This window comes from Parviterribacter multiflagellatus (genome assembly GCF_056863265.1).
In genome coordinates this window covers 160,323-176,700 of the sequence record NZ_JBXPIZ010000006.1, presented here as the reverse complement: position 1 = coordinate 176,700, position 16,378 = coordinate 160,323, and the positions used below count along the sequence as shown (strand labels likewise).

Sequence of the window (16,378 nt, the reverse complement as noted above, 5' to 3'; positions counted from 1 at the left end):
GAACCACCTCTGCATGTCCAGAGCACGAAGGCGGGACGGCGTCTCGCTCGCCAAGGCCCCGGCCGGGATCCTCGGCCTGGCGATGATCGTCCTCGGGGTCGCCTCGTACCTCAGCGGCGCCGACGACTTCACCGCGGATCCGTTCCGCGGCACCGTCAACGGCGACACCTTCCTCGGGATGGAGGCGAACGGCTGGACGAGCGTCCTGTGGGCCGGCTCGGGCGCGCTGCTCCTCGGCGCCGCGCCGATGCACTGGGGCGCGAAGACCGTGTCGCTGATCGTCGCGTTCGTCCTCGGCGCCTGCGCGCTGCTGTGGGTCGCCGACGGCAGCGACGCGCTCGGCATCTTCGCCGCCAACGCCGGCACCGCGACCGCCTGGGCGATCGCCGCGGGCGTGCTGGCCCTCGTCGCGCTGCTGCCGCGCGTCGGCCGTCGCCGCCGGGACCACGAGGCGGAGGAGCGGGCCGCGATCGCGGAGCGCGAGCGGATCGAGGAGCGCGAGGCGGCGGTGCGCCGCGAGCGCGCCGAGCAGCCGACCGAGGCGCACCAGCGCGTCCCGGCGCGGTTCGAGCGCGACCGGGACCGCGACCGCACGGTGGACCGCGACCCCGACCACGCGCCGGAGCGCCCGGCGGCCTCCACGACCTCCACGCGCCGGGAGGTCTGAGCCACGCCGCGCCGCGCGAGCTGACGGGCCCTCGCGCGGCGCGCGCGCCGTACCCTGTCCGCGGTGTCGACCGCTCGAGCTCCGCGCGCCGGTCGCCGGCGGCTCGCCGGCCTCGCCGGCGCGCTCGTCTCCGTCGCGTCGCTGGCCGGGATCGTCTGGTGGGCCTCCAAGCAGGAGGCGCCCGAGCTCCCCACCGACGCGCCGCACCTCGCCGCGCTGGCCGGGGCGGTCGTCCTGTACTTCCTCGCGTGCGCGGTCCGCGGCGAGCGGTGGCAGATCCTCCTGCTGGAGAACGGCGCCAAGCCGCACCGCGCCGACACGTACGGGCTGATCGCGGTCGGCTACCTGGGCAACAACGTGCTCCCGGCGCGCGCCGGCGACGTGCTCCGCGTGGCGCTGCTCACGCCGCGCGCGCAGACCGACAACCGCACGGTCGTCGGGACGCTCGTCGCCGAGCGGTTGTGCGACGTGCTCGTGCTCGGCGTGCTCTTCCTCGCGCTGGCCTACGGCGCGCTCAGCGGCGCCGGCACCGACGTGCTCGGCGACCGGGCCGGGACGGCGGCGCTGATCCTCGGCGGGCTCGCGGCGCTCGGCGTGGCGGTGGCGGCGGTGCTCCACCTCCGCGGCGTCCTGCGGCGCGTCATCGAGTTCGTCCGCCCGATGCTGGCCGCGACGGCCAACCTCAAGGGCCGGCACGGGGCCGAGGTGCTCGTGCTCACGGTCGTCGTGTGGACGCTGGAAGGCGGCGTGTGGTGGCTGACGAGCGTCGCGGCCGGCCTCGGGCTTGGGCTCGTCGGCGCGTTCTACGTCCTCGCGCTGGCGAGCATGCTCGTGATGATCCCGTCCGGGCCGGGCTACGCAGGCACGATGGACACCGCGGTGCTGATCGGCGCGAAGGCGCTGGACGAGTCCTCCAAGGCGGCGCTGTCGTACCTGATCCTGCTGCGGTTCGTGCTCATGGTCCCGATCACGATCGCCGGCCTGATCATCGGCGCGGTGCGGTACGGCGGCGTGCACCGGCTGCTGCGTGCGCGGACCCAGGAGGCGCCGGCGGAGCCGCCGCCGGCCGACGAGCCCGAGCCCGAGCCGGTCGCCGCGGCGCGGTAGACGTCCCACCGATGTCGGACTACCTCGACGCCGTGTGGGACGCCGTGCCCGAGGGTGCCGAGCCGGAGCTGCTCGCGGAGCGCCGCGACTTCCTGCTCGCGCACGTCGCGCCGGGGCAGCGAGTGCTCGACGTCGGATGCGGCGAGGGCGTGTTCTCCGCGGCGCTGGCCGAGGCGGGTGCGCGGCCGATCGCGGTCGACGTGGTGGACGAGCCGCTGCGGCGCCTGCGCGCGCGGTTCCCCCAGCTCGCCGACGTCCGCCGCGCCGAGGCCGGCGCGCCGCTCCCGCTGGCCGACGGCGAGGCCGACGCCGCGTGGGCCGGCGAGGTGATCGAGCACGTCCACGACGTCGGCGCGTTCGCCACCGAGCTGCGCCGCGTCGTCCGGCCCGGCGGCACGCTGCTCCTCACGACCCCCGACCATCCGCGCCGGCTGCTGCTGAAGCTCGCGCTGCGGCCGCGCGCGTTCGAGGAGCACGTGTGGCCGTACGCCGACCACCTGCGGTTCTTCACGAAGCGGACGCTCGCGATGGTGCTCGACGACGCCGGCTTCACCGACCTGACGATCACGCGGCGCCACGGCCACCTGCACGCGGTCGCGCGCTGAGGGTCAGCGCAGGGCGGCGGCGATCGCGGCGTCCATCCCCGCGGCCCACGCCTCGGGAGTGAAGGCCGCCACGTCGCGCGCGGCCGCGGCGCCCAGCGCGGCGCGCAGCGGCGGGTCGGCGGCGAGGCGGCGCAGCGCCCCGGCCAGGGCCTCGGGGTCGCGCTGCGGGACGATCAGCCCGTTGCGCTCGTGGCGGACGAGCCCGCCGGCCGCTGCGCCGACTGCGTCGGTGGCGATGACGGGGAGGCCCTGGTGCATCGCCTCGTTGACGACCAGCGCCCACGGCTCGCGGAACGCCCGCGTGGCGATCGAGGGGACGACGAGCACGTCGGCGGCGCCCATCGCGGCCCGCACGCCCTCAGAGGGCAGCGGCCCGCGCGCGTCGACGCCGGCCTCGGCCTGCGGCAGCGCGCCAGGCCCGACGACGGTCAGCGTCGCGCCGTCCGCGGCGAGGCCGGTGCGGCGCCACGCGTCGAGCAGGACGCCGATGCCCTTCTCCTCCTCGACCCGGCCCACGTAGAGGGCGCGGAGGGGGTGGGAGGGGGCGGCCTCCGCGGATGGGCCGGCGGCGGCCTCCGCCGCGGCGGTGTCGCGGACGGACCAGAACGCGGGGTCGACGGCCTGCGGGGCGAGGTGGATCTCCCGCGCACCGCGCGCGGCGGCGTAGGCGGCGACGTGCTCGCCGTAGGCGGCGACGGCGTCCGCGTGGCGGTAGAGCCAGAGCATCAGCGGCAGGCTCGCGACGTGCGGCTGCGACCACAGCGCCGACCACAGCACGAACGGCACCCCGGCCCGCCGCGCGCCGAGGTACGCGGCAGGCAGCGCGATCCGGCCGACGGTGCCCGCGACGACCGCCGTGTACCGCCCGCTCGCGGCCTCGGCGTGGACGGCGCGCTGCTCGAGGTCGAGCACCGGCACGCCCGGGTCGGCGGCGCTCGCCCCCGCGTGGCGCCGCGTGCCGCCGAAGCGGGCGACGACGATCGGGCGCCGCGCGTGCAGCGCGCGGAACGGCGCGACGCGGTCCTCGGGGACGTCGCTGGTGACGACCAGGACCGGCGTGTCGGCCCTGGCGGCGCTCACTTGCCGGCCGCGGCTTCTGCCGCGCGGCGGCGGGCGTCGATGAACCGCTGCACGACGTCCCACGAGCGCGGGTTGAGGTACAGCGCGACCCGTGACGCGTTGACGGCGCCCTGCGGGTCGTCGAGGTCGAACAGCCGCAGGTCCGCCAGGCGCTGCCACGGCAGCCAGTTCTGCGGCTGCACCCGCGTCGCCTCGATCAGCGCCTGCTCGGCCTCGCGCGGGCGCCGGGCACGGCCCTCGATGGCGGCGATGTCGAGCAGCGGCTCGATCGACAGCGGGTTGCGGTCGCGGGCGAGGTCGGCCTGGCGGCGCGCCTCCTCCAGGTTGCCGTCGCTCAGCGCCGTGATCGACGCGTCGCTGGCCTTCTGCGACCACATCGGCTGCCACACCGACCACGCGGCGACGGCGACGAGCGCGACGACGCCGCCGGCGGCCACCGCGCGCGGGGTGCGCAGCGCGCCGAACCGGCTCCGGGAGGGCGACTCCGCCACCGCCACGGCAGTCGCCGGCTCCGGCCCGGCCGCAGGCGCCGCCGGGGCGGGCAGCTCCACGGGCAGCGTCCCGCGCCCCGCGATCCACCCCGCCGCGACCAGCGCGACGAGCGCCACGCCGGGCACCGCCCACGTGAAGTCGATCATCGAGTGCGCGCCGAACGTCACCGCGACGGAGACGAGCGTCCCCAGCGCGGCCAGCTCGGCGGTCGAGCGCCGGCGCATCGCGGCGCGGATCGCCTGCCACCCGGCCACGCCCCACGCGCCGAGCACGAGGAAGCTCAGGACGAGCCCGACGAGCCCCAGCTCGGCCATCGTCTCGGGGATGTAGCCGTGCGCGTGGCGCACGTCCAGCAGGTCCTCGCGGTAGCGCAGTCGGCCGGTGCTGTAGCCGCCTGCGCCGGTGCCGAGCACCGGCTCGCTCTCCCACACCTTGAACGCCTGCTGCCAGTAGCGGCCGCGCACGCTGCCGGTGTCGATCAGCCGCCCGGGGTCGTTCGCGGGCCCGACCGCCTCGGTGTCGGTGAGCGAGCCGAGCGCGTTCTCGATGCTCCCCTTCAGGCCGGCGTCGGTCATCGCGAGCGCGCCCGCGGCCGCGAACGGCAGGCAGGCGGCGAGCACGACGAGCACCGCGCCGATGCGCTTGCGGCTCAGCGCGTGGACGTCTCGCACCTCGGCGACGAACGACGCCGCGAGCGCGACGACGTAGACGAGCAGGATCACCGCGAGCGTGAGGATCAGCAGCTCGGTGCCCGCCGGCGTGCGCTCGTCGAGCGGCGCGCGATCGGTCGTCAGCGCGTCCTGCCCGAAGCTCCACACCGCGATCAGCGCTCCGCCGACGCCGCCGATCGCCAGCACGGTCACGCCGCGCAGGCGCAGCGGCACGAGTGCGAACCAGACCGCGAGCCCGATCGCGGCCGCGACCAGCGCGCCGCGCGAGTACGCCATCAGCGTCGCCGCGAGGCAGAGGCTGATCGCGGGCGCCGCGAGCGCGTTGAGCGCAGGCGCGCCGTCGCGCCGTGCGCCGAGCCACAGCAGCGGCGGCAGCGCCAGCACGCCCGCGAGCCCGACGGCGTTCCAGTACCCGAACGGCTCGCGCAGGCGGGCGAAGAGCTCGAACTCCTGCAGCTGCCCGGGCAGCGCCTTCGTCAGCAGGCCGTAGCCGCAGACGATCGTGAGCGAGAAGGCGATCGCGCCGACGACCGACGGCACGACCGCGGGCCGCAGCCGCGCCAGCGCCGCGGCGCCCGCGAAGACGGCCGTGTAGGAGAACAGGCGGTTGGCGGTGAGCCAGCCGTCGGACGGGTTGACCGCCCAGCCGATCGACAGCGCCGTCAGCGCCGCGAGCAGGCCGAACAGGACGATCGCGATCAGGCCCGGGGTCTCGAACGGCCGCCGCGCGCGCACCAGCGCGGTCGCGACGACCGCGCCGCCGAGCACGATGAGCACGATCTCGACGAGCGTCTTGGGTCCCAGCGCGTTGCCGGCCCGCTGCGCGAACGTCGTGAGCAGCAGGATGCCCGCCACCCCCGCGAACGCGAGCAGCGACGGGCTGGGCCGGCCGCGCTCGGGCAGGCGGGGAACGCGGGACCGCCGGGCCGGCGTCCGGCCCGGCGGCGCGGGAACGGGGAGGCTGCTGTCCGGCTCCGGAGAGCCGGGCGCCGGCGGGCTAGGCGTCGCGATGGACGACAAGGCTCCTGATCCGCGCGATGACGGGGGCGAGGAACGCCGCCGCCGCGAGGACGAGGACGACGATCAGCGTGGTCGGCAGGTCGGCGCCGCTGGTGCGCGCCGGCGCGTTGCCCGCCTTCTCGGCATCGACCTTCTGCTGCGCGGCGAGCGGGTTGACGTCGCCGCCGGCGGTGATGCTGTCGATCTCCTGGATCTCGTCCGGCTGGGCGAGGTCGCGCGGGTTGAACGGGCGCTTCTCGGCGCCGACGGGCAGGCCGCCCTGGCCCATGAGGACCGGGCCGTAGCCCTGCTTGCCGCTCTCGTTCTGCGTCGGCCCGGAGCCGCCCGGCCCGCGCACGCCGTGCTGGGCGCTGCGGATGATCTCGCGGCAGTTCGTGTACTCGTCGAGGTCGACGGGGATGTCCGACAGCGCCTCGCGCAGGTCGCTGGCGGAGTGCTGGTCGTCCAGCCGGCCGTCCTGGCAGTCCTCGTACACCGACGTCACGCTCGCGGCGGCGGTCGCCGGCAGCGCGGCGAGGGCGAGCAGGACGGTGAGAAGTGCTCTGCGCATGTCGGGACTCTCCGGGTCGGGTTGGACGAGGACGGGCGCGGCTGCGCGTCCGAGGGATCACAACGGCGGGAGGCGGCGGAAGTTGCGTCCTACCTCCGCCCGATGTGACACACGGGAAGCCCGGACGACGGGCGAGCCGCTCCTACCGAGGGTAGCGGGAGAGGGCGTCCGCGTAGGCGCTCGCGGTGGCCCGGCCGCACCGCTCCCAGGTGAAGTGCGCCTGCACGGTCGCCCGCGCGGCGGCGCCCAGACGGGCCGGTTCGGCGAGCGCGCGCTCGATGCCCGCGCGCAGCGAGCCGGGCTCGTCGCGGTCGACGAGGACCATGCCCGGGCCGCACCCGGCGATCTCCCGCGGGCCCGGCTCGTCGCGCAGCCCGACGGCGGGCAGCCCGGTGGCCATCGCCTCGACGTAGGCGACGCCGAACGCCTCGTCGGTCGAGGGGAGGACGAGCGCCGAGCAGTCCAGCAGCCGCGCCCGCGCCTCGGCGTTGGGGAGCTGGCCGCGGAAGACCACGCGGTCTGCCACGCCGAGCGCGCGCGCCCGCTCCTCCAGCGCCGCCCGCTCCGGCCCGTCGCCGATCACCTCGTACGTGACGCCCGGCAGGTCGGGCAGCACGTCGAGCACGGCGGCGTGGCGCTTGCGCGCGACGAGGTGCGCGACCGTGACGAGCCGCGGCGGCCCGGTGTGCGCGGCGGGCACGGGCGGCAGCTCTGTGCCGAGCCGCAGGACGCGCACGCGCGCGGCGCCGAGGCCGCGGCTGCGGCGCGCGATGCCCTCGCTGTTGGCCAGCACGAGATCCGCGGCGGCGAACGTGTGCGTGACGTTGAGCGAGCGCTCGGCGGTGTGGAAGACGTCGCCGCCGTGGACGCTGACGAGCAGCGGCTCGGGGCGCCCGAGCCGTCGCACCGCGTCGCCCGCCGGCACCGCGTTGTGCGCGTGGAGCACGTCGAACGGCTCCAGCCGGCGGAGCGCGCGCCGCAGCGTCGGCGCCGCCCACCAGCCCCACGCGCCGTAGCTCTGCGTGCGCGGCGGCGAGACGAACGGCGCGTAGTGCACGGGCACGCCGTCGAGCTCGACCCCGCGCGGCTGGCGCAGCTTGGCCGCCAGCGACGCGGCCGCCTGACGCGGCCCGCCCGCGACGTCGCGCTTGGCGGGGACGACGCGGTGGAGCACGACGACCTCCAGCTCCACGCCCGCGGCCCGCGTCGCGACCGCCTGCTGGTGCGCCCAGACGCCGAGGACGGGGTCCTCCGCCCGCGGGTAGAACTCGGTGACGACGACCGCCCGCACGCGGCCCTACCTGTGCGTCCGCAGCGTCCGGTCGGCCGCGTCGCGCGGCAGGTACGGCCGGTCGGCCAGGAACGCGCGCGCCTCGGCGATCGCGGCGTCGCGCGGGTACGTCGCGGCCGGCGGGACGGCGTGGAGCATCGGCGTCGCGTCGACGACCCCGATCGGCCAGCCGCGCTCGTGCGCGACGGCCGCCCAGTGCACATCCAGGCCCCAGCCCATCCGCAGGTCGGGGAACGGCAGTAGCGTGCCGAACGTGTCGCGGTGGAACGCGGTCACCGGACCGATCTCGACGAACGCGGTCTCGCGCGCGACGCTGGCCGGGCGCCGCCGCGTGACGCTCCACCCCGTGTGGCTCGCGAGGCGGTGGGCGGGCTGCGCGAGCCGCAGCCCGTGGCGCTCGGCGCGGGCCAGGAAGCGGTCGAGGAAGCGGCGCGGCAGCACGACGTCGTCGTCGATCACGAGGACCCAGTCGTACGCGGCGAGGTCGCGGCCCTCGAGCAGCGCGTTGAGGTTCTGGAACTTGCCGCGCTCGCCCGGCCCGGTCACCGCGACCTCGACGTGGTGGCGCGAGCGCTCGAGCTCCGCGCGCGCGGCGGCGAAGTGGCTGCCCGGGCGGTCGATCGCCAGCACGAGCACGCGCCGCTGCGCGCCCCGCGGCGTCCCGCGCCGCCACGCACGGTCGAGCACGGCGTCGAGCGCCCGCAGGAGCTGTCCGCGCCGCCCGGCGACGTGGCCGCTGCGGCCGCTGAGGAAGTCGTCCGCGGTCGGGTCCGGGCCGGGGTTCAGCGCCTCCTCGACCCGGCCGAGCGCGTGCGCGGCGAGGATCGGCCCGTTCGCGCACCGGCGCAGCGGGCCGTGCAGCACGCAGCCGGCGAGCACCCGCAGCTCGTGGCCGAGGCCCGGCGCGCGGCCGGACGTGGCGTCGAACCGCCGCGCCGAGCGGCCCCGCACCCGCGCCGCCCGCGCCAGCGCGCCGATGCGCGCGTCGGCGGCGTCGCGCCGGTGGTCGAGCGCCGCGCCGGGCACGTAGAGGATGCGGCCGCCCGCGGCGCGCAGCCGCCGCTCCCACTCCTCCTCGTCGCCCGCGCCGGTCGGGTGGCCCTCGTCGAACCCGCCGATGCGGTCGAACGCGGAGCGGCGGACGGCGAGGTTCGCGCCCCACGCGTGCTCGACCTCCTGCTCCTCCGGCCCGCGGTCGAACGTCGTGATCGGCGCGCCCTCGCGCCCGCAGAAGCGGTACGGCCGGGTGGGCGGGGTCTCGAGCCGCGCGATGATCGGGCCGGTGAACGCGTCCACGTCCGGGTGCGCGTCCGCGGCGGCGAGCAGCGCGTCGAGCCACCCGGCGCGCACCTCGACGTCGTCGTCGACCAGCGCGACCAGCGCACCGGTCGTCACGTCGACGCCGGTGTTGCGCGCGCCGTTGAGCCCCGGCGTGCGCGCGTTGGCGACGTAGCGCGCGCCGCAGGCCTCGGCCGCCGCGCGGGTCGCGCCCCCGTCGTCGCCGTCCTCGACGACGACCAGCTCGCCCCCGCAGGCGGCGACCTGCGGGGCGATCGAGCGGAGCGCGACCGCGAGGTAGGCCGCGCGCTGGCGGGTCGGCACGACCACGGAGACGGGAGCGGGCACGGGCCCGCGAGGATATTGGGGGTCGGGCCTCAGGCGGCGGAGGCGCGCGGCGGCTTCGCGGTGTCCGCGGCCCGCGACGAGCGAGCCGACCGCGTGCGGCCGGTCCGGTCCGGCCCGCGCCTCAGCGCCGCGTCACCGCGCGCTGCCATCACGCAGAGCGCCCACGTCATGCCTGCCAGGATGAGCCACCCCAGCACGATCAGCCCGATGATCATCAGCGTCGTCATCTCGTTGCCGCACGATCCTCCGGGCAGATGTGCAGACCATCATGTACCCAGATGATCCTCTTCCTGCACAACGCGTACCGCACGACCGGCGGAGAGGAGCGGGTCTTGGAGGATCTGCAGTGGCTCGCGGCCGAAAGGCTGGGCCGAACCACCACGCTCCTGACGCGGGACTCGGCCGAGCTGGGCGCGGCGCGCGCGGCGCTGGGCCTCCTCCGCGGCGGCCTCGACGCGGCTGCGGTGGCGGCGATGGTGCGCGAGCGCGGCGCGGACGTGGTCCATGCCCACAACCTGCTGCCGGCGTTCGGGTGGCGGGCGCTCGCCGCCGCCCGTGCGACGGGCGCCCGCACCGTGCTGCACCTCCACAACTACCGCTTGGTCTGTGCGGTGGGGACGTGCTTCACCCACGGCGCAGATTGCATCAGATGTCACGGACGCGACACACGCCCAGGGTTGCGTCTCAACTGCCGCGGGTCGCGCGCCGAGGGCGCCGTCTACGCGACGTCGCTCGCGCTGTGGCAGGAGCGGATGGCGGCGAACGCCGACGTCGCCGTCGTCCCGAGCGCGTTCGCCGCGCGCCGCCTGCGCGAGCTGGGCGCGCCGCTGCCCGCCGACGTCCGCGTGATCCCGCACGTCGTGCGCACCTTCGCGGACGCGCCGGCGTTCGATCCCCGCGGCCCGGCGCTGATCGCGTCGCGGCTGGCGCCCGAGAAGGGCATCGACACCGCGATCGACGCGTGCCGCCGCGCGGGCGTCCCGCTGGTGATCTGCGGCGACGGGCCGCTGGAGGGCGAGCTGCGGGCGCGCGCGGAGGGCGCCGACGTGACGTTCGCGGGCCGGGTCGACGCGGCGCGGCTGGCGGAGCTGCGGGCGCGGGCGAGCGTCGCGGTCGTCCCGTCGCGTTCGGCGGAGACGTTCGGACTGGCCGCGGCCGAGGCGATGGCGGCGGGCCTGCCGGTCGCGGCGACGAGCATGGGCGCGCTCGACGAGCTGCTCCCGCCCGAGCAGCTCGCGCCGCCCGGCGACGCGGACGCGCTGGCGGAGACGATCCTGCGCACCCGCGGCCGCGAGGACCTCGCCGCCGGCGGGCTCGCCCGGATTCGCGCGCACGCGGCTCCGGACGTCGTGGCGCCGCTGCTGGCGGCGGCCTACGCGCGCTAGCTGCGCTTCGCCGGCTTCTTCGACGCGCGCTTGGCGGTCGCCTTGACCGTCGCGCAGCGCTTGACGCGCTTGCCGGCCTTGAAGCGGACGACGCAGCGGCGCTTGGCGGCCTTCGTCGCCTTCTTCGTGCTCTTCTTCGCGGCGGTCTTGCGCAGCTGCTGCTTCTTCGCGGCGCTGCTCTGCGTCGTCGAGGCGACGTCGCTCTCCGGCTCGAGCTCCTCCACCGGCTCCTGGACCGGCGGGTTCGGGTCGGCCGCCGTGCACTGCGGGATCGGGTCCGTGTAGTACGCGGACATGAGCTGGCCCGGCGCCTCGACGTGCTGCTGGCCGTTCAGGTGGCCGAGCTCGTGGGTGAGGACCGTGCAGAGCTTCGCGAAGTCGTACGCCGCGTGGACGTTGATGTCGATCTTGCAGTCGAAGTTGGCGCCCGCGTTGTTCCACGCGTCGGTCGGGTTGCGCCACGAGGCCGTCGCGTTCGTGCCCGGATCCATCGGGACCCACGCCATCTGGACGTTGCCGGCGCACGCGTCGGCGCCCCAGAACGCGGCCGCGACCTGCTTGGCCGACTGGATCGCCGACCCGCCGACCGGGAACTGCTGGTCCGGACTGGCGGAGGCCGCCTTCGCCTTCACGGTGATCGCGCTGGTGTCGGCGGCGGTGTAGCGCTCGCCGTCCTTGCTCAGGAACGGGAGGGCCAGGGACGCCGCGGCGACGGCGACAGCGGGGAAGACGTGAAGGGAGGGGATCCGGCGCACGCCCAACCGATCGGCGGGCTGCGCGAGGGCTCAACAGGGACGCCCAGGGTTCTGGACGGTCGACCGATCTCGCCTGGACGAACGGCTGAGATCCCTTCAGCTCGCCGCGGTGCGCAGCGCGGCGAGGTCCGCCTGCACCATCTCGGCCACCAGATCCTCGAACGGGATCGTCGGCCGCCACCCGAGCACCTTGCGGGCATGGGAGGGATCGCCCACGAGCACCGTCGGCTCGGGCGGGCGGACGAACGCGGGGTCGACCCGCACGTGCGCGTCGGGGTCCAGACCGACCGCGCCGAACGCCGCGGCGACGAACTCCCGCACCGTCCGCGCCTCCCCGCTGGCCAGCACGTAGTCGCCCGGCGCGTCGTGCTCCAGCGCGAGCACCATCCCGGCGACCACGTCGCGCGCGTGCGTCCAGTCGCGCCGCGCATCGAGCGAGCCGAGCGCGACCTCGGACTCGACCCCCAGGCTGATCGCCGCCGCGGCGCGCGTGATCTTCCGCGTCACGAACCGCTCGGGCCGGCGCGGCGACTCGTGGTTGTACGTGATCGCGGTGACACCGTGCAGCTGCGCGCCGTCGCGCAGCACCCGAACCAGCTCGTGCGCCGCGAGCTTGGCGACGCCGTACGGCGAGCGCGGCAGCTTCGGCGAGCCCTCGCGCTGGGGCGACTCGCCGCCCGCGTCCCCGAAGATCTCCGGCGACGAGACGGTCAGCACCCGCGCGTCCGTATCCCGCGCGGCGACGAGCACCGCGGCGGTCGCCTCCGCGATCTCGGCCATCGTCGTCTGCGGCGCGTCCCACGACGCGGGCACGAACGTCGGCGCGGCGAGGTGGTAGACGTCGTCGGGCCGCGCGGCGCGCACGGCCTCGCCCAGCGCGGCCGCGTCGGCCAGGTCGCCCGGGACGAGCTCGAGCTGATCGCGCACCGCCTCGAGGCCGGTCAGCGGACGGTCGAGCGGCGGCCGCACCACGCCGATCACGTGGTGGCCAGCGGCCAGGAGCTGCTCGGCCAGGTACGACCCGTCCTGGCCGGTGATGCCGGTGACGAGGACCCGGCGGGCGCTCACGCGTCGACGGGCTTGGCCCAGGCGAGCGTCTTCGCGATGCCCTCGCGGACGTCGGTCGACGACCGCCAGCCGAGCACCTCGGCGGCCTTGTCGACGGCGAGGCAGCTGCGCTCCAGCTCGCCGAGGCGCGCGGGCGCGAACTCCGGCTCGAACGGATTGTCGGCCAGCCCCGACGCGCGGAAGGCGTCGATGACCTCGAGCACGGAGGTCTCCTCCGCAGTGCCGATGTTGATCGCGCCCTCGACGTCGCTGTCGCCCGCCGCGACGATCGCGTCCACCAGGTCGCCGACGAAGATGTAGTCGCGCGTCTGGGTGCCGTCGCCGAACACCTTGGGACGGCCGCCCTCGAAGTACTTGCCGGCGAAGATCGCGATGACGCCGGCCTCGCCGTGCGGGTCCTGCCGCGGGCCGTAGACGTTGCCGAACCGCAGCGAGACGCCGGAGAGCCCGTACGCGCGGGAGAACAGGCCGAGGTAGTTCTCCGCGCAGAACTTCGACTGCCCGTAGCCGGACTCGGGGAGCGGCGGGACGGTCTCGGGCGTCGGCACGACGTCGGTGTCGCCGTACATCGCGCCGCCGGTGGAGGAGAACACGACCCGGCGCGCGCCGGCCTGGCGGGCGGCCTCCAGGACGTTGACGGTGCCCTCGACGTTGGTGCGCGCGTCGAAGCCCGGGCGCGCCATCGAGACCCGCACGTCGATCTGCGCGGCGAGGTGGAAGACGACCTCCGGCTTCGCCGCGCCGATGATGCGCTGGACCTGGTCCGCGTCGCGGATGTCGCCGATCTCGAGCGTCGCGCCGCGCTCCAGCGCGCCGGCGAGGTTCGACTCCTTGCCGCTGGAGAGGTCGTCGAGGACGACGACCTCGTCGCCGCGGTCGAGGAGGGCGTCGACGAGGTTCGATCCGATGAACCCGGCACCGCCGGTCACGAGGCAACGCATGGCCGTGAGCCTAGACGGCGGGCCTCAGCGGTTGCTGGGAGCGACCTCGCGCAGCCAGTCGACGGTCTGCCGGATGCCCTCGCGGACCCCGATCTTCGCCTCCCAGCCGAGCAGCTCCTTGGCCTTGCTCACGTCCGGCCAGCGCCGCACGACGTCGACCTTGAACGTCGGCAGGTGCTCGAGCGCGAACTCCGCCGGGTCCTCGCCGCACTCCTCCCAGATGACGCGGGCGATCTCGGCGACCGTCATCTCGTCGCCCGCCGAGACGTTGAAGTCCTCGTTGAGCCCCGCCGGCGACGCCATCGCCGTGACGATGCCGTCGGCGATGTCGTCGATGTGGGTGATCGTGCGCGTCTGCGTTCCGTCGCCGAAGATCTGCAGCGGCTTCTGGCCGGCCAGGACCTTCTTGATGACGTCCGGGACCATGTGCGCGATGCCCGGCTCGTCCTCCGGCATCTCGCCGGGGCCGTACGCGTTGAACGGGCGGCAGATCGTGTAGGGCAGGCCGAACTCGTCGTGCGCGGCGCGGCAGCAGATCTCGCCGGTGAGCTTGGAGTAGCCGTACGCGCTGTCGGGGATCGGCGTGTCGCGGATGTACGACTCGGGCGTCGGGTAGACGGTCGCGCGCTCGAAGACCATCGAGCTGGAGACGTAGACGAACCGCTCCGTGCCGACGTCGATCGCGGCGCGGAAGACCCCGTTGTAGAGGCCGTTGTTCATCTCCGTCAGCGTGAACGGCAGCTTGTGGAAGTTGCCGATGCCGCCGACGATCGCCGCGAGGTGGATGACGTGCGAGCAGCCCTGCATCGCCTCGCGCGCGACGGCCGCGTCGCGCAGGTCGCCGGTGTGGACCTCGCACTGCTCCTGCATCCACTGCGGGGCGGTGCGCTGGTCGCTGACGCGGACGTCCCACGCGGAGTCCGCGAGCAGGCGGCGGACGACGGCGGTGCCGATGGTGCCGGCACCGCCGGTCACGAGAACACGGGTCATGCGGTGGTGGCCTCCGTCCCGGCGAGCGCGGCCGCCTCGCCGGCGTAGGCGAAGACCTGCGCGATGCCGAAGCAGTTCCAGGGGTCGACGATGAGCGCGTCGTCGCCGGCCAGGCGAAGGATCTCGCGCAGGTTGTCCGGGCCGCAGAACGCGGTGTGATTGGTGGCGACGACGACCGCGTCCGCGCCGGAGACCGCGTCCTCGAAGGACTGCGTCGGCGTCGGGACGAGCGGGTCGTGGATGGCGACGTCGGCCAGCTCGCGCTCGAGCAGCCGGACGAGCTTGTGCGAGAGCGAGTCGCGCTCGTCGTCGGTGTCGGCCTTGAAGGCGAGCCCGAGGACCGCGACCTTGCGGCCGCTGAGCGAGCCGACGCGGCGCTTGAGGCCCTGGACGAGGAAGAGGGGGACCGACTCGTTGACGCGCGAGACGGCGAGCAGCATGCCGGGCGCGTTCGACCGCTCCTCGCTGAAGGTGAAGTCCTTGCGCAGGCACGTGCCGGCGGTGAAGCCCGGCATCTTGATGCCGCCGCGGGGGTAGTCGCGGTTGATCAGCTCGATGACCTCGAAGACGTTCGCGCCGTACTGCTCGCAGTCCATCATCAGCAGGTTGGGCAGCGAGAACGTCGCGTAGCGCAGGATGTTCGCCCAGATCTTGGCGAGCTCGGCCTGCACGGCCGTGGTCTGCACGACCGGCGCCTCGAAGACGTCGAACAGCGCCGCGCACACCTCGCCGGAGCGCTCGCCGATGCCGCCGACGATCTGCGGGAGCGAGTCGATCTCCGCGAAGAACTGGCCGGCGGCGATGCGCTCGGGCGCGTGCGAGACGAAGACGTCGGTGCCGATCTCGAAGCCGCGCTTCTTGGCGAGGTAGCCCGCCACGAACTCGGTCGTGTTCGGCGCGATCGTCGAGCGCAGGATGAGCGAGTGGCCCGGCTCCAGGTGCGGGAGCAGGTCGTCGAGCACCGAGCGGATCTGGCTCATGTCGATCTCGATGTGCGAGAACGACGGCGTGCCGAGCGTGATGACGATCTGCTTGGCGCGGGCGGCCTCCGCGACGCGATCGGTGACCTCGAGGCGGCCGGAGGCGTGGACGCGCTCCATGACGGTCGCGCCGTCGGTCTCCTCGAAGGGCATCCGGCCCGCGCGGACCGCGTCGAGCCGGGTGGTGTCGACGTCGACGCCGACGACGCTCAGGCCGCGGTCGGCGAACGACATCGCGAGCGGGAGGCCGACGCGGCCGAGGCCGATGACCGAGACGTCGCGATCCATGCGCCCGAGGCTAGCGGCGGCGCTGCGCGGCGTACTGCCGCGCGAAGTCCGCGACGAAGCGCGGGTTGTACTTGAGGTACCGCTTCCAGAGGCGGCGCGGCTCCTGCAGGAGGCGGTAGAGCCACTCCAGCCCGACGCCCTGCATCCACGACGGCGCCTGCGGGACGAGCCCGGCATGGAAGTCGAACGCCGCGCCCACGCCGACCAGGACGGGAGCGTCCAGGCGGTCGCGGTACTCGTGCATCCAGATCTCCTGCTTGGGCTGGCCGATGCCGCACCAGACGACGTCCGCCTTCGAGCGGTTGATGTCCTCGACGACCCAGTCCTGCTCGTCCTCGGTGAGGGGGCGGAACGGGGGCGAGTAGCCGCCGACGATCTGCAGGCCGGGGAAGCGGCGGCGCAGGCGCAGCGCCAGCTCCACGAGCGCGCCCTGGTTGCGGCCGCCGTACAGGTACATGCGCACGCCGGTGCCGGCCGAGCGCTCGCAGTACTTGGCCATCAGGTCGGGGCCGTAGACGCGGGTCGCCTCGTGGCCGAGCGCGCGCAGCGACCACACGAGCGGCTGCCCGTCGGGGACGATGAGCGTCGTCGCGTCGACGGCGGCGCGGGTGGCGGGATCCTCCTGGGCGACCATGACGAGGTGCACCGCGGCGGCGCTGACCGAGACCTTCTCGCGCGTCGTGACGGTGGAGTCCATCCAGTCCATGGTGCGCTCGTAGTCGGTGAGCGCGAGCGGCACGCCGAGGACCTCGGCGGTCTCGGGGCGGGGCGCGACGCTGCTGGGAGCGGGAGCAGGTGCGCGGACGATGTCGAACAGCGGCTGGTTCATGTGTTGGTGAGGGCGCCCCGTCGGAGAGGGGCT

The 16,378-nt window shown here is 75.2% G+C and carries 16 protein-coding genes; 4 read left to right on the top strand and 12 right to left on the bottom strand.

The features are described 5' to 3' along the window. Positions 1-13 precede the first annotated feature (13 nt). From AC1UE5_RS14405 to AC1UE5_RS14395, 3 genes are all read left to right on the top strand, one after another. Positions 14-667 (top strand): hypothetical protein, encoded by a 654-nt coding sequence (locus AC1UE5_RS14405; protein ID WP_482924575.1) that lies wholly within the window; start codon positions 14-16, stop codon positions 665-667. Between the two features lie 63 nt (positions 668-730). After that, a complete protein-coding gene (locus tag AC1UE5_RS14400) occupies positions 731-1,774 on the top strand; it encodes a lysylphosphatidylglycerol synthase transmembrane domain-containing protein (protein WP_482924573.1) in 1,044 nt (347 codons plus the stop codon). A gap of 11 nt (positions 1,775-1,785) precedes the next feature. Continuing rightward, a complete protein-coding gene (locus tag AC1UE5_RS14395) occupies positions 1,786-2,379 on the top strand; it encodes a class I SAM-dependent methyltransferase (RefSeq protein WP_482924571.1) in 594 nt (197 codons plus the stop codon). A gap of 3 nt (positions 2,380-2,382) precedes the next feature. Here AC1UE5_RS14395 and AC1UE5_RS14390 read toward each other — a convergent pair whose 3' ends face one another. From AC1UE5_RS14390 to AC1UE5_RS14365, 6 genes are all read right to left on the bottom strand, one after another. Beyond that, on the bottom strand, positions 2,383-3,459 hold the full coding sequence (locus AC1UE5_RS14390) for a glycosyltransferase (RefSeq protein WP_482924569.1): 1,077 nt from the start codon (positions 3,457-3,459) through the stop codon (positions 2,383-2,385). Further along, complete coding sequence (locus tag AC1UE5_RS14385) at positions 3,456-5,642, bottom strand: O-antigen ligase family protein (RefSeq protein ID WP_482924567.1); 2,187 nt, start codon at positions 5,640-5,642, stop codon at positions 3,456-3,458. The genes AC1UE5_RS14390 and AC1UE5_RS14385 overlap by 4 nt, the downstream gene beginning before the upstream one ends. Continuing rightward, positions 5,620-6,192, bottom strand: coding sequence for a hypothetical protein (locus AC1UE5_RS14380; protein WP_482924565.1), 573 nt, complete (start codon positions 6,190-6,192; stop codon positions 5,620-5,622). Before AC1UE5_RS14380 ends, AC1UE5_RS14385 begins: the two co-directional genes overlap by 23 nt. A 142-nt stretch (positions 6,193-6,334) precedes the next feature. Continuing rightward, positions 6,335-7,483 (bottom strand): glycosyltransferase, encoded by a 1,149-nt coding sequence (locus tag AC1UE5_RS14375; protein WP_482924563.1) that lies wholly within the window; start codon positions 7,481-7,483, stop codon positions 6,335-6,337. Between the two features lie 6 nt (positions 7,484-7,489). Continuing rightward, entirely contained in the window at positions 7,490-9,109 is a 1,620-nt protein-coding gene (locus AC1UE5_RS14370; RefSeq protein WP_482924561.1) for a glycosyltransferase, read from the bottom strand. A 29-nt stretch (positions 9,110-9,138) separates the two neighbouring features. Continuing rightward, a complete protein-coding gene (locus tag AC1UE5_RS14365; protein WP_482924559.1) occupies positions 9,139-9,336 on the bottom strand; it encodes a hypothetical protein in 198 nt (65 codons plus the stop codon). Positions 9,337-9,387: 51 nt separating this feature from the next. Here AC1UE5_RS14365 and AC1UE5_RS14360 point away from each other — a divergent pair, with 51 nt between their 5' ends. After that, a complete protein-coding gene (locus AC1UE5_RS14360; RefSeq protein WP_482924557.1) occupies positions 9,388-10,494 on the top strand; it encodes a glycosyltransferase family 4 protein in 1,107 nt (368 codons plus the stop codon). Here the strand turns inward: AC1UE5_RS14360 and AC1UE5_RS14355 are convergent. The 6 genes from AC1UE5_RS14355 to AC1UE5_RS14330 all read right to left on the bottom strand — a co-directional run bounded on the left by AC1UE5_RS14355 (position 10,491) and on the right by AC1UE5_RS14330 (position 16,345). Continuing rightward, entirely contained in the window at positions 10,491-11,249 is a 759-nt protein-coding gene (locus AC1UE5_RS14355) for a matrixin family metalloprotease (RefSeq protein ID WP_482924555.1), read from the bottom strand. The two genes, AC1UE5_RS14360 and AC1UE5_RS14355, sit on opposite strands and share 4 nt — an antisense overlap. Before the next feature lie 96 nt (positions 11,250-11,345). Further along, positions 11,346-12,317 (bottom strand): GDP-mannose 4,6-dehydratase, encoded by a 972-nt coding sequence (locus tag AC1UE5_RS14350; protein ID WP_482924553.1) that lies wholly within the window; start codon positions 12,315-12,317, stop codon positions 11,346-11,348. Continuing rightward, complete coding sequence (locus tag AC1UE5_RS14345) at positions 12,314-13,258, bottom strand: NAD-dependent epimerase/dehydratase family protein (RefSeq protein WP_482924551.1); 945 nt, start codon at positions 13,256-13,258, stop codon at positions 12,314-12,316. The genes AC1UE5_RS14350 and AC1UE5_RS14345 overlap by 4 nt, the downstream gene beginning before the upstream one ends. A gap of 24 nt (positions 13,259-13,282) precedes the next feature. After that, positions 13,283-14,248: an NAD-dependent epimerase/dehydratase family protein gene (locus AC1UE5_RS14340; RefSeq protein WP_482924549.1), complete on the bottom strand. Its 966-nt coding sequence runs from the start codon at positions 14,246-14,248 to the stop codon at positions 13,283-13,285. Continuing rightward, positions 14,245-15,516, bottom strand: a complete 1,272-nt coding sequence (locus tag AC1UE5_RS14335) for a nucleotide sugar dehydrogenase (protein ID WP_482924547.1) — start codon at positions 15,514-15,516, stop codon at positions 14,245-14,247. Before AC1UE5_RS14335 ends, AC1UE5_RS14340 begins: the two co-directional genes overlap by 4 nt. 10 nt (positions 15,517-15,526) lie before the next feature. Beyond that, positions 15,527-16,345, bottom strand: a complete 819-nt coding sequence (locus AC1UE5_RS14330) for a WecB/TagA/CpsF family glycosyltransferase (RefSeq protein ID WP_482924545.1) — start codon at positions 16,343-16,345, stop codon at positions 15,527-15,529. Between the last annotated feature and the right edge of the window lie 33 nt (positions 16,346-16,378).